Source organism: Rhizobium sp. AC27/96, assembly GCF_001692325.1.
Taxonomy (GTDB): domain Bacteria; phylum Pseudomonadota; class Alphaproteobacteria; order Rhizobiales; family Rhizobiaceae; genus Rhizobium.
Genome location: NZ_LXKN01000066.1, coordinates 52,682 through 65,722 on the forward strand (window position 1 = coordinate 52,682; position 13,041 = coordinate 65,722).

Annotated in this window: 13 protein-coding genes and 1 pseudogene; 10 read left to right on the plus strand and 4 right to left on the minus strand. The window is 61.2% G+C overall.

The features are described from left to right. The first annotated feature begins 16 nt into the window (after positions 1 to 16). The 5 genes and pseudogenes from A6U86_RS29565 (at position 17) to A6U86_RS29580 (ending at position 5,618) form a co-directional block, all read left to right on the plus strand. Positions 17 to 976 (plus strand): ABC transporter permease, encoded by a 960-nt coding sequence (locus tag A6U86_RS29565; RefSeq protein ID WP_068399106.1) that lies wholly within the window; start codon positions 17 to 19, stop codon positions 974 to 976. 3 nt (positions 977 to 979) lie between these two features. After that, positions 980 to 2,173, plus strand: coding sequence for an amidohydrolase family protein (locus A6U86_RS29570; protein ID WP_068399112.1), 1,194 nt, complete (start codon positions 980 to 982; stop codon positions 2,171 to 2,173). Further along, positions 2,173 to 3,648: pseudogene (locus tag A6U86_RS29575) on the plus strand (amidohydrolase family protein); the annotation flags it as partial. The gene A6U86_RS29570 and the pseudogene A6U86_RS29575, both read left to right, overlap by 1 nt. A 12-nt stretch (positions 3,649 to 3,660) precedes the next feature. Further along, entirely contained in the window at positions 3,661 to 4,644 is a 984-nt protein-coding gene (locus A6U86_RS35020; protein WP_083197047.1) for an ABC transporter ATP-binding protein, read from the plus strand. Further along, on the plus strand, positions 4,641 to 5,618 hold the full coding sequence (locus A6U86_RS29580) for an ABC transporter ATP-binding protein (protein ID WP_068399116.1): 978 nt from the start codon (positions 4,641 to 4,643) through the stop codon (positions 5,616 to 5,618). Before A6U86_RS35020 ends, A6U86_RS29580 begins: the two co-directional genes overlap by 4 nt. A 23-nt stretch (positions 5,619 to 5,641) precedes the next feature. Here A6U86_RS29580 and A6U86_RS29585 read toward each other — a convergent pair whose 3' ends face one another. Next, on the minus strand, positions 5,642 to 6,319 hold the full coding sequence (locus tag A6U86_RS29585) for a GntR family transcriptional regulator (RefSeq protein ID WP_068399118.1): 678 nt from the start codon (positions 6,317 to 6,319) through the stop codon (positions 5,642 to 5,644). A 136-nt stretch (positions 6,320 to 6,455) separates the two neighbouring features. Between A6U86_RS29585 and A6U86_RS29590 the strand changes: the two genes are divergently transcribed. From A6U86_RS29590 to A6U86_RS29605, 4 genes are all read left to right on the plus strand, one after another. Next, complete coding sequence (locus A6U86_RS29590; protein WP_068399625.1) at positions 6,456 to 7,085, plus strand: flavin reductase family protein; 630 nt, start codon at positions 6,456 to 6,458, stop codon at positions 7,083 to 7,085. Between the two features lie 23 nt (positions 7,086 to 7,108). After that, on the plus strand, positions 7,109 to 7,831 hold the full coding sequence (locus tag A6U86_RS29595; RefSeq protein ID WP_068399628.1) for an aspartate/glutamate racemase family protein: 723 nt from the start codon (positions 7,109 to 7,111) through the stop codon (positions 7,829 to 7,831). Positions 7,832 to 7,966: 135 nt separating this feature from the next. Then, positions 7,967 to 8,557, plus strand: coding sequence for an ankyrin repeat domain-containing protein (locus tag A6U86_RS29600; protein WP_141683845.1), 591 nt, complete (start codon positions 7,967 to 7,969; stop codon positions 8,555 to 8,557). 90 nt (positions 8,558 to 8,647) lie between these two features. After that, a complete protein-coding gene (locus A6U86_RS29605; protein WP_068399634.1) occupies positions 8,648 to 9,484 on the plus strand; it encodes a bifunctional allantoicase/(S)-ureidoglycine aminohydrolase in 837 nt (278 codons plus the stop codon). Positions 9,485 to 9,562: 78 nt separating this feature from the next. Here the strand turns inward: A6U86_RS29605 and A6U86_RS29610 are convergent, their stop codons facing one another. Continuing rightward, positions 9,563 to 10,159 carry a nucleotidyltransferase domain-containing protein gene (locus A6U86_RS29610; protein ID WP_068399119.1) on the minus strand — a complete coding sequence of 199 codons (597 nt, stop codon included), beginning with the start codon at positions 10,157 to 10,159 and terminating at the stop codon, positions 9,563 to 9,565. A 192-nt stretch (positions 10,160 to 10,351) separates the two neighbouring features. On the opposite strand from A6U86_RS29610, the gene A6U86_RS29615 reads away from it, so the two are divergent. Then, a complete protein-coding gene (locus tag A6U86_RS29615; protein ID WP_068399120.1) occupies positions 10,352 to 10,792 on the plus strand; it encodes a YqaA family protein in 441 nt (146 codons plus the stop codon). 48 nt (positions 10,793 to 10,840) lie between these two features. Here the strand turns inward: A6U86_RS29615 and A6U86_RS29620 are convergent, their stop codons facing one another. Together A6U86_RS29620 and A6U86_RS29625 are read right to left on the minus strand one after the other, a co-directional pair. Then, positions 10,841 to 11,827 (minus strand): LacI family DNA-binding transcriptional regulator, encoded by a 987-nt coding sequence (locus A6U86_RS29620; RefSeq protein ID WP_068399122.1) that lies wholly within the window; start codon positions 11,825 to 11,827, stop codon positions 10,841 to 10,843. A 16-nt stretch (positions 11,828 to 11,843) separates the two neighbouring features. Then, positions 11,844 to 12,860, minus strand: a complete 1,017-nt coding sequence (locus A6U86_RS29625) for a Gfo/Idh/MocA family protein (RefSeq protein ID WP_068399125.1) — start codon at positions 12,858 to 12,860, stop codon at positions 11,844 to 11,846. Positions 12,861 to 13,041: the final 181 nt, after the last annotated feature.

The window sequence follows — 13,041 nt, forward strand, 5'->3', positions numbered from 1 at the left end:
GCCAGGAGCCCGCTCGATGACCATGGAACTGTCGGAAACGTCGCAACTGGAAAAGCCCTTGCGCCCGTCGCTGTTCAAGCGCCTTCGCAACAGCGACCTCTGGTGGTCCTTCACCCATAGCAAGGCGGCGGTCATCGGCGCGACCATTCTCGCCATACTGATCCTCACGGCGCTGCTGGCGCCGCTGATCGCGCCGCAGAACCCCTATGACGGCGCGCAGCTCGACATGTGGAAGGCGGAATTGCCGCCGATCTGGCACGAAGGCGGCGAGATGCCCTATCTCCTCGGCACGGATACCCAAGGTCGCGACATGCTGTCGGCCATCCTTTATGGCACGCGCATCTCTATCGTCATCGGCATTGCCTCCGTCGTGCTGTCGTTGGTGATCGGCCTGATAGCTGGTCTCGTCGCCGGCTTTTTCGGTGGCTTAATCGACAATCTGCTGATGCGCATCGGCGATGTCATGTTGTCCATTCCCACCATTCTCGTTGCGATCCTGGTGTCCACGGTCGTGCGGCAGATGCTACCGGAAAGTCTGCGGGAAATCGGTGCTTCAGCCGTGCTCGTCTTCGCCATCGCGCTCTCAAGCTGGGTGCAATATGCCCGCACGGTGCGTGCGCAGGCGATCGTCGAGACCGGCAAGGACTATGTGCAGGCGGCAAGGCTGATCGGCGTGCCCGCACGGCGCATCATGGCAAAGCACATTCTGCCCAATACGCTGACGCCGATCATGGTGGCGGCGACGCTCAATTTCGGCATGGCGATCCTCACCGAGGCGACGCTGTCCTTCCTCGGCATCGGCATGCCGCCAAGCCAGCCTTCGCTCGGCACGCTTATCCGCATCGGCAATCAGTTCCTGTTTTCGGGTGCCTGGTGGATCGTGCTGTTCCCCGTCATTCAGCTTTGCCTGCTGGTCGTGGCCGTCAATTTGCTCGGCGACTGGCTGCGCGACGCCCTTAATCCCAAACTGAGGTAGATCATGACCAATTTTCTGCTCCGCAATGTCAGGCCCATGGCCGGCGAAACCTGCGACATCCTGATCCGCGACGGAAAGATTGCCGGTTTCGGGAGGTTTGAAGCCGAGCCGGGCATGGCCGTCGAGGATGGTGGCAACGCAATCGCCGCACCCGGTTTGATCGACGCTCACACCCATCTCGACAAGACCACCTGGGGCATGCCGTGGCATGTCAACAACCGTGCGGCGATCCTGCGCGAACGTATCGATTTCGAGCGAGAGCACCGTCTGGAGATCGGCATCGATCCGCATCGCCAGTCCATGCGCCACGCCATCGGTCTGGCGGCGCATGGCGGCACGCATATCCGCAGCCATGTCGATATCGATCCGACCCATGGTCTGCGTCTGGTCGAGGGCGTGTGGGAAACCCGTGAGAAGCTCAAGGGCATCATCGATATCGAGATCGTCGCCTTCCCGCAGTCCGGCGTGATGGTCATGCCGGGCACGGTGGAGCTGCTCGACGAAGCGCTGCGCCAGGGCTGCGAGGTACTCGGCGGCATCGACCCTTGCGGCATCGATCGCGATCCGAAGGGCCAGCTCGATATCCTCTTCGCCCTTGCCACCAAGCACGGCGTTCCGATCGACATTCATCTGCACGAGGCCGGCGAGCTCGGTGCCTTCACCATGGAGCTGATGTTCGAGCGCATCCGGGCTAACGGCATGCAGGGCAAGGTGGCGATCAGCCACGCTTTCGCGCTGGGCATGAACGATTATCTCCGTGTCGGGAAACTGATTGACGAGATCGCCAAGCTCGATGTGGCAATCCTCACGACCGGCGCACCTTCGGCAGCCGTGCCATCCATCATGCGCCTCAAGGAAGCAGGCGTGCGTGTCGGCGGCGGCTGTGACGGCATCCGCGATACCTGGGGGCCATGGGGCCACCCGGATATGCTCGATCGCGCGCAGGTGATCGGCATGAAGAACGGATTGCGCTCGGATCGCGATCTGGAGCATGTGCTGCATATCGTGTCGCAGGGCGGCGCCGATGTCATGCGCATCGAGAACTACGGTCTGAAGGTCGGCTGCGACGCCGATTTTACCCTGCTGGCCGGCGAAACGCTCGCCCACGCCGTCGTCGACATCGCGCCACGCCCGCTTGTCGTCAAGGGTGGCCGCGTGACGGCACGCCAGGGCCAAGCCGTGGTGGAGGTGCCCTAATGGTGCAGGAAACGGATAATCTTCCGCTCGGTCGCCGGCCGGAAGGGCGCACGCTGATCACCGCAAGCTGGGTGGTCGGCCACAGGGACGGTGGCCACCGGCTGCTCCGCAACGGTCAGGTCGTGTTCGAAAATGGCGCCATTCTCTTCGTCGGCCATAATTTCCCCGGCGAAGTCGCGCGTCGCATCGATTTCGGCAATGCGCTGATCAGCCCTGGACTGATCGATCTCGACGCCCTGTCTGATCTCGACACGACCATCCTCGGCATCGACAACCATCCCGGCTGGGCCAAGGGGCGGGTCTGGCCTCGCAGCTATGTGGAAGCCGGTCCTTACGAGATGTATTCTCAGGAAGAGCTTGCTTTCCAGAAGCGCTTTGCCTTCGGTCAGCTCCTGCTGAATGGCATTACGACAGCCGCCCCCATCGCATCGCTGTTCTATCGTGAATGGGGCGAGACCGACGTCGAATTCGATGCCGCTGCCGATGCGGCCGGCGATCTTGGCCTGCGCGTCTATCTCAGCCCCGCCTATCGTTCGGGCGGCATGGTGCTGGAAGCGCCGGGCAAGATGGTGCCCGTTTTCGATGAAGAGCGCGGGCTTCGCGGCTTGAATGACGCCATTGCCTATATCGAGCGGCAGAATGGCCGGCATGGCGATCTCGTGCGTGGCATGCTGGCGCCGGACCGGGTCGAGACATCGACGCTTGCGCTTCTGCAGCGCACCGATGCTGCTGCGCGTGATCTCGGCTGCAAATTCCGCCTGCACATGGCTCAGGGCACGATGGAGGTCGATACAGTGCGGGCGCTGCATGGCGCGACGGCGCCTGTCTGGCTTGCCAAGCATGATCTGTTGAGTGACCGGATGATCGCGCCTCATGCCACGAATGCTACTGAGGAAGACCTCGGGCTCTATGCGGAAAATGGTGTTTCCATCGTGCATTGCCCGCTGGTCTCGGCCCGCAGCGGCTCGATTCTCAATTCCTTTTCCAGCTGTCGCAAGCGCGGCATCAACATTGCCATGGGCACCGATACGACGCCGCCGGACATGCTGATGAACCTGCTGATGGGGCTCATCACCTGCCGTATCAGCGATCATGCACCGGATCGGGTGCGGTCCGCCGATCTCTTCGATGCCGCGACGCTAGGCGGCGCTCGGGCGCTTGGGCGTTCCGATCTCGGCCATCTGTCGCCGGGAGCCCGCGCCGATATCGCAGTCTTCAGCCTGGATGACACCATCATGGCACCGTCCGTCGATCCGATCACGACGATCGTCACCGGCGGCTCCGGCAAGGTGACGCGCGCGGTCTTCGTCGATGGCCGCGTCTCGATGCTGGATCGGCAATTGGCCGGGTTCGACATGGAAAAGGCACGCGATCAGGCACAGGCGCAATACGACGGGCTGATTGCCAAATATCCCGAGCGGAGTTGGAACCATCCATCGGTTTCGGAAATCTTCCCGCCAAGCTATCCGATCGAGGTGGAGAGAGCCATGCTTGAGGCACAACAGCCGGTTATCGACGTCCGCAACCTGAACGTGGAATTTCCGAACCGCCGCGGCACGGTTACGGCGCTTTCGGATATCAGCCTGTCCATCCGTGCGGGCGAAGTTCTTGGCGTCGTCGGGGAGTCGGGTGCGGGCAAATCCATGACCGGGCTTGCCATTCAGGGGTTGCTCGAACGTCCCGGCCGCATCGCCGGCGGCGAAATCTGGCTCGGCAAGCAGCGGATCGACACGCTCGACGACCGGGCGATGGAGCGCATTCGCGGCCGCGAGATCGGCGCGATCTTCCAGGATCCGCTGACCTCGCTGAACCCGCTTTTCACGGTGGGCGCACAGCTGACCGAAACGATCCGGCAGCATCTGTCGCTCGGCCGGGCGGAGGCACGGACGCGAGCTGTGCAGCTCCTGCGCGACGTGGGCATTCCCTCGCCGGAGGAGCGGGTCAATCACTATCCCCACCAGTTTTCCGGCGGCATGCGCCAGCGCGTAGTGATCGCGCTGGCGCTGGCGGCCTCGCCGAAGCTGATCATCGCCGACGAGCCGACCACGGCGCTCGACGTTTCGATCCAGGCGCAGATCATTTCGCTGCTTCGCCGGCTGTGCAAGGAGAAGCAGGCGGCTGTGATGCTGGTGACGCACGATATGGGCGTGATCGCCGAGGCGGCGGACCGCGTCGCCGTCCTATATGCGGGCCGGCTGATCGAGATCGGTCCGGTGGAGCAGGTGCTGCATGCGCCGCGCCATCCCTATACGCAGGGGCTGATGGCTTCCATTCCCCCGCTCGGTGCGCGGGTGAAGAAGCTGAACCAGATCGACGGCTCGATGCCTCGGCTTGACGCGCTTCCGCAAGGCTGCGCCTTCAATCCGCGCTGCAAATCCACCGGCTCGCGCTGTGTAAGCGAACGGCCAGAACTGATCCCGGCCGGTGATGGCGCGAGCGCCTGTTGGCTCAACGCGGGAGGCACCGCATGACGACATCCTCTGGCACCGTCGCAGCTTTGACCGTCGACGGTCTCGTCAAGACGTTCGATGTTTCCGTCCCATGGCTCAATCGTGTGGTGGAGCGCAAGCCGCGTCAGTTTCTTCAGGCGGTCAATGACATCAGCTTCACTGTGCCTGCCGGCGGCTGTCTGAGCATTGTCGGCGAAAGCGGTTGCGGCAAATCCACGGTCGCGCGGTTGGTGACTGGACTCTACGCGCCAACGGGCGGCGAAATCCGTTTCGCGCTGGGGCGCAGCGGCGCGCCGCTGTCTGCCCAGATGATCTTTCAGGATCCTTATGCCTCCCTTAATCCGCGTTGGCGGGTAAAGAACATCATTGCCGAGCCATTGCGAGAGCTTAAGCTGCGCAAGACATCAGCCGAGGTGACCGAGCGTGTCGAGGAATTGCTGCTGACCGTCGGTCTCTCCGTCTCCGACGGCGAGAAATTCCCGCATGAGTTTTCCGGCGGACAGCGCCAGCGCATTTCCATTGCCCGCGCACTTGCGAGCGAACCGGAATTCCTCGTCTGCGATGAACCGACATCCGCACTCGATGTTTCGGTGCAGGCGCAGGTCTTGAACCTCATGCGCCGTCTGCAGGATGAGCTGGGGCTGACCTACCTCTTCATCAGCCACGACATGAGCGTGGTGCGTCACATGTCGGACCGCATTGCGGTGATGTATCTGGGGCGCATCGTTGAGGAGGGGGATACGGAAGAACTCTTCGCCCATCCGCGCCACCCCTATACCCAGCTTCTGCTGCAGACCATTCCGAGCATCGCCGCGCCAAAGCGCGATCAGGAGCTGGCGAGCGGCGAGGTTCCGAGCCCGCTGAAGCCGCCGTCCGGCTGCACCTTCCATCCGCGATGCCCGCTCGCCACGGTCAGGTGCTCGGCAGAGGTGCCTGCTGTCCGCGAGCTATCGAACGGAACACGAGTTGCTTGCCATCTCGTGGCCGACGCGTGACGGATGCGGGCGCTTCGACCGGTTCAGGCCAGCGCGGCGCGCAGGTCGTGGGAGAGGTCACGGATCTCGGTGAGGTCGAGTTCGGATTCGACATGTTCGAGGTGATGAGCCATCAGATGCGTCGCCTTGTCGGCATTGTTGCCGACAATTGCTTCGACGATTTCGGCGTGCTCGTCAGGCCCGCAATTGAAGCGGTTGGTGTTGCGGTAGATGGCCGTGATCAGCGAGGAACGGGCGATCAGGTCGCGCATGGTGGCGAACAGGAAATCCGAGCCGGCGGTCTCCGCCAGGAGCAGATGGAAGCCGCCGGAAAGCTTGATGATGTCGGTGGTGATGTCCTGCGTATTGGCGATCCGCTCCTTGGCGACATGGTCGCGCAGGCGCTTGATGTCGGCCTTGGAGATTCCCTTGCAAAGCCGCTCCACCACGCAACGCTCGACGGTGCGTCGCACGAAGAAGACATCGCGGGCCTCATCTACGGAAGGTTTGGAGACGAAGGCACCGCGGTTGGGAATGATGCTGACGAGGCCATCACGCTGCAGCACGGCCAGAGCCTGCCGGATGCGGGCACGGCTGACGTTGAAGATGGTTGCCAGCTGCTCTTCCTTGAGCTGCACGCCGGGCCTGAGCCGTCGCTCAGCGATGGACAGCCAAACTTTCTCGACAATCTGCTGAACAGAGACCCCGTTTTGGTCGGCCATGAATCTCACTCCTCGTTATGGCTAGAGAAGCGTGATGCGCGGGAAAAAGTCAATCACTACAATCGGTTTTCGATTGCAAAATTGTCTACAATATATAATTATATTGTAGATCATAATCGACATGCAGGATGGCGCAATGGAATTCGACTTTGCCGAGCTTGAGCCTCAAAGCCGATACCGGCTTCTGACAAACTTCGTCGGGCCGCGCCCGATCGCGCTGGTGACGACGCGCTCGGCGGCTGGGCATAACAATGCGGCGCCGATGAGCTTCTTCAACGTCTTCTCGCACGACCCTCCGATCGTGGTTCTGGGCATACAGCCGCGCCTGAACGGCGAGGAAAAGGATACGGTCGCCAATATCAGGCGGACCCAGGAGTTCTCGATCAACATGGTGGACATGGCGATCGCACAGCAGATGCTCGTTTGCGGCCTGGGCTTTGATAATGAGGTCGATGAGCTCGATATGGCGGGCCTGACGGCGACCCCCTGCCGCAAGATCGATGCAGCCTATGCCGAGGAATCCCCTTGTGTGTTTGAATGCAGGGTCGAGCGGCTGATCGATTACCCGCGCCGCACGCTGGTTTTGGGCGAGGTGGTCCATATGCATGTGCGGCGCAACTGCCTCGACGCCGAAGGCCACTACGTCGATCCGGAGCAGTATCAGCCGATCGCTCGCCTGCATGCTGACAACTACATCGTCTCCGACCGCCAGTTCGTCCTCAAGGCGCCGCCAATTACCGATTTCGTCAAGCCGCAGCGCGACTAAGGATGGATGAAAGGTCCCACACCATGCATATTCGCCTCATCAATCCGAACTCGACGGCATCTATGACTGCGCAGGCGCTGGACAGTGCCCTGCGCGTCAAGCAGCTCGGGACGCAAGTCTCGGCCGTCAATCCGACTGACACACCCGTCAGCATTGAAGGTGGCGCCGACGAGGCTGCCGCGGTGCCCGGAATGCTTGCCGAGATCCGCAAGGGCGAGACGCTTGGGATCGATGCCTATGTCGTTGCCTGCTTCGACGATCCCGGCCTGCATGCGGCGCGTGAAGTCGCCCGCGGACCGGTCATCGGCATTTGCCAGGCGGCCGTGCAGGTTGCCATGACCATAAGCCGCCGGTTTTCGATCATCACGACGCTGCCGCGCTCCATTCCGATCATCGAGGATCTGGTGAGCGACTATGGCGCCGAACGCCATTGCCGCAATGTTCGGGCCATCGACCTGCCGGTTCTTGGGCTGGAGGAAGACCCGGCCGAGGCGGAACGGCTGCTGATCGCGGAAATCGAACGCGCCAAGCGTGAAGATCGCGCCGAAGCCATCATTCTCGGCTGCGCCGGTATGTCCTCGCTTTGCGATCGATTGCAGGTGGCAACCGGCATTCCGGTCATCGACGGCGTCACCGCCGCCATCAAGCTTGCGGAAGCGCTTGTGGGTGCGGGCTATACGACCTCGAAGGTCAATGCCTATGACTATCCTCGCGTCAAGGACATGCCGCGCCTGAACTGCGCCTAGCCGATGATACAGTCTTTTGATGTTGACCTTGCTCCCGACCTGACAAAGCGGCGGCGTGTGCGGAAGCTCGCTTTTCTGTCGGTCTGGGTCTTTCTTATGGCCCTTTGCCTTCCTGTCCTCGCCAACGGTAACTCCATGGACCTTCGATTGCACAAAGCGGCTGCTGCAGATGACGTTGCGGCCATCCAGCAACTCTTCGCCGGCGGGGCGGATATCGATGCGCGGGACGCAAGCGGCGCGACTGCTTTGCTCGTGGCGACGCATGGCAACAGGGCGAACGCCGCACGCGCGCTGATCGAGGCCGGCGCGGACGTCAATGCCAAGGACGATATTCAAGACAGCCCCTATCTCTGTGCCGGCGCCCGCGGCCATCTCGAAATCCTCAAGCTTACACTTGCGCATGGCGCCGATTTGAAGAGCGTCAATCGCTACGGCGGCACGGCGCTTATTCCGGCGTCCGAGCGCGGCCATGTCGAGACCGTCGATACGCTGATCAGGGCCGGGGTCGATGTCGACCACGTCAACCGGCTCGGCTGGACCGCGCTTTTGGAGGCGATTATCCTCAGTGACGGTGGTCCGCGTCATCTGCGAATCGTCGAGCTGCTGGTCGCTGCTGGAGCAAATGTCAATATCGCTGATCGTGAAGGTGTGACACCGCTCCAGCATGCTCGTGGCCGCGATTACGACAAGATTGCGGCATTGTTGGAAAAAGCGGGAGCGAAGTGACGCGGTGTTAAGGCTTTGCCGCCATCCATTGACGAGATGAAGGCGAGCGCTGGAGCCTCCCGGGAAATTCTGAGAACGAAGGGCGAGACGATGCAAAGAATCTATTATTCCTCTCTTGGCGGCCATCCGCCACAAAGCGATCTGCTGACGGGACGAGCCGTCTTCACCGAGGCCTATGCGGTCATCCCCAAAGGTGTCATGCAGGATATCGTCACCAGCTTTCTGCCCTTCTGGAATGACACGCGCTGCTGGGTGATTGCCCGCCCGCTTTCCGGTTTTGCCGAGACGTTTTCGCAATATGTCATGGAAGTCGCGCCGGGCGGCGGTAGCGATCGGCCGGAGCTCGATCCGGAAGCTGAAGGCGTACTCTTCGTCGTCGATGGCGAGATCGAACTGACGCTGCCGACCGGCAAGCACATTCTTCAGCCGGGCGGCTATGCTTTCCTGCCGCCGGGCCTGAAGTGGTCGCTCCACAATCGTTCGGGCGCTCATGCGCGCTTCCATTGGGTCCGCAAGGCTTATGAGGCCGTGGAGGGGCTGGATCATCCGGAGCCGTTGATCCTCAATGAGAAGGATATCGCGCCCTCCGTCATGCCCGGCACCGAAGGGCGTTGGGCGACGACCCGTTTCGTCGATCCGTCCGACCTGCGCCACGACATGCATGTGACGATCGTCACCCTTCAGCCGGGTGCCGTCATTCCCTTCGCCGAAACCCATGTCATGGAACACGGTCTCTATGTGCTGCAAGGCAAGGCGGTCTATCGCCTGAACCAGGATTGGGTCGAGGTGGAAGCCGGCGACTTCATGTGGCTGCGCGCCTTCTGCCCGCAAGCCTGCTATGCCGGTGGCCCGGAGCCGTTCCGCTATCTGCTCTACAAGGACGTCAACCGCCACATGACGCTTCGTCCCTTCGGTTCGCGCCGCTAGGCTGGACAGGCTATCAGCAAGCCCGCGCCCTGCTGCGCGGGCTTTCGTCTGTTCAGTCGCGCATTGCCGGTCAGCGGATCAAAGTGCTGCCAGCCATTGGTGGTTTGGATGGACGAGCTCGAGCCATAGCCGGAGCGTTTCTCTTTCCGCGGGATCGAGGCGGGGCAGGGCTAGTGCGAAATCCGCCTCATCCTTGTCCCGAAGATATTTCGCCTTGAACAGCAACACGGCGGCGGGCGCCATATAGGGTATTCCCGTGTCGCTGATCCGGATTATCTCGGAACGGGGCGCCTGGATGGATGTGTCCCGCTTGTAGATCCAGGTCGACGGCGTTCCTCTTTCGAGCATCATATCGACACGCCAGCGCGCGGTACCGGAATCGAGGCCCCATAGCTGCGAGACATGTGGCGGCGGCGATCTGCCGGGCTCAAGATACTCGATGACCCCTGCATGAACGGTGAAGAAATCGAGCTCTTTCAATATCTCGCGAAACTCCGGCACGCTTTCCGGCAGTATCGCAAACTCCAGATCCTCATGCTCTCGCGTCTGTCTGCCATGCCAAAGGTCGAGTGCCCATCCGCCGACCACATACCAGAGTCCGGAGGCGTGCTTCAGTCGGCTTGCAAGTTCGGAGGGCCGCCATGGAGACCAGGCATCGTCAGAGACCGGATTCATTGATCATTCAATCCATATCGAAGTGTGGAGGTGTTATCCGCCGGGCGAACGCGGAGCGACGCTTACCACAGACCTACCGGCATCACGACTGTTCCTCGCCCTAAAACCGATCTCCTCTTGAGCTTCGGCTGTGAGCCAAAGCATATGTCCGGATACGTTGACACTAAGGCACGCGTGAAAGATAGAGACGGCATGATCGATCTTGCAGCTTACTTCGGCCTATTCCTGGCGGCGCTTGCTGCTGCGACGATCCTGCCCATGCAATCCGAAGCCGTGCTTGTCGGCATGCTACTGACGGAGAGTTACCCGGTCTTGGCGCTGGTTACAGTCGCAAGCCTCGGTAATGTGCTCGGTTCCCTGGCGAACTGGGGGCTGGGACGATGGATCGAGCGCTTTCGCCATCGATCGTGGTTTCCGGTCGGCGATCGCGCCATGGAACGGGCGCAGGGATGGTATCGCCGCTATGGGCGATGGTCGTTGTTGGCAAGCTGGCTTCCCATCGTCGGCGATCCGATCACCGTGGTTGCCGGCGCCTTGCGCGAACCGTTGCCGACGTTTCTTCTGCTGGTCGCTATCGCCAAGATCGGCCGCTATGTCGCGCTCGCCATGGCAACGACAAGCCTTGCGTCATGAAGTGCCAGGCAATGGCAATTTCGCTGGCGAAGCGGACGCGCGGGGATTTCAGCAGGTAGAGCCCCAGCGAACCGTGTATTCGTGGGTTACGGTTGCAGTGCCATCCTTGCCGAGGACCTGATCTTCGATGAAGCCGACGATCGTATCCATGTAGGCGTTGATATCGAGCGCAAGCGTGGTCAGATCGTTGCATTCCCACATAGCGAGGTTGACGCCATCCTGCCCGATGATCGCGAGATCCTCCGGCACCTTCCTGCCGAGCACGCGTGTCGCCGCATCTCGAACGCCGATTGCCATCACGTCGTTTCCGCAGACGACCGCATCGATCGACGATCGGCGAAGCAGCACGACGGCCTCCTTGAAGCCTGATTCGTAGGAATAGTCGCCATGGCTTTCCGCGACGAAGCTGAGGCCGTGCTGGGCGAGCGCATCGGCAAACCAGCTTTTGCGCTGCTTGTCGATCCAGCTGGAGTTGCGGCCGGTGAGATATGCGAAACGGCTTCGCCCGGAAGCTACCGCCTTGGCGACAACTTCGGCCGCCGCCTTCGATCCGTCGACGATGAGCTGTGATATGTTGGGATCGGAAATAGGCTCAAACGACACCATGATCGGCCGGGCGGTTCTGAAGATCTGAACGGCATCGGCCATGGACACCATGTCGGAGAAGATGACGGCGTGATCCACCTGATAGGCGGACGCCATCCGCATCAGATGCGCCCGGTCATCATAGCCGGCGCAGCAGAGGAGGATCGGCAGCAATTCCCGCTCCTGCAGCCGCTGGACCAGATATTGCAATTGCTGCCCTTCGCACGGGTTCTCGATCGAGTTCACGACCAGAGCGACAAGCTGCGATCTTTGGCTGTTCAACGAACGCGCGATCGCGTTCGGGCGGTAATCATGCTCGTCGGCGATGGACATGATCCGCTTTCTCGTCCGGTCGCTGATCCGCGCATCGCCCGAGAAAGCCCTGGAGATCGTCGACGAAGAAACGCCGGCGAGCTTTGCGATTTCCTTCGAGGTGATGCGCTTGTTCATTTCCGCTTCCTAAAGATTAGCCGATGTCGGAAATCCTGACCGATTCTCCGTCGCGTGCTGCAGAGGCCTTGATAGCATCCCAGAGGCGCGCAAAGCGAAGCCCATTCTCGACGGTCGAGGGATTTTCCTCTTCGCCACGGCGGACGGCAAGGAAGGATTTCAGCGGGCTCTCCTGATGAGTGGCCTCGGCAATCTCACGCGTGCCGGGCCTTCCGTCCAGCTCGATTTCGCGCCAGGCGCCCCATGCGTCTATTCGAACGATGGCCTTGGAATAGAACAGCGTCATGTGCGAGGCGCAGCCGGGAGGGCCTTCGCCGGCGGCGTTGAACGTGACCAATGCGCCGTTCTCAAGTCGTGCCGCGACAGCGCAGGTAATATCGATGGGCTTACCGTAGTTGTTCATGTAGGCCGAGACACGCTCGAATTCGGAGCGAACGAGAAGGCACACGGTATTCATCATGTGCGCGCCGGTATCGAACATGAAGCCGCCGCCGGATAGTTCAGGTTTCTGCTTCCACTGGCCGTCATATTTCGAAGACCAGCCCTCCCAGATGGTTGCCGAGACGCTGACCAACTCGCCAAATTCACCTGCGGCCGCCCGCCTGTGGGTGTCGCGCACGAGTGGCGACAGCGCGCCGTTGAAAGCGATGACGACGACATTGTTGTTTCTGGCTCTGGCTTCGATGAGCGCCTTGGCCTCCGCCACGGTGGTGACCATCGGCTTTTCGAGGAAGAGGTCGAGGCCGGCCTCGATTACGGCCAGTGCCTGTTCGGCATGGAAGGCATGCGGCGTCGATACGTAGACGGCATCCAGCTTGTTTTTGCATTGCGCAAGCATGATCCGGAAATCATCGAATTCCAGCGGTGCCCTGCGTCCTGCGCTCGTGCAGATGTCGGCCAACCGCTGGCGCGATGCGACGCTGACGTCCGCCGCCGCTGCAAATTCAATCTCAGGCATCCGAACCCAGCTCCGGGCGTATTCGGCGGCTTTCAGCCCGGCTCCGATCACGGCCAGGCGAACGGGATTTGACATAGTTTCCTCCATTTATGCACACGTATGCGCAAAACGATCTAACCGGACATGAAAAAATTTTCAATATAAAACAGCCTGATAATTGAGAATTTGGCGGCGACCTAATCACGCTATTGAAAATCAATGCCATACGTGTGTACATTTCCGTGGCGATGGAGGATCGCAAGAAGAACCCATGGGA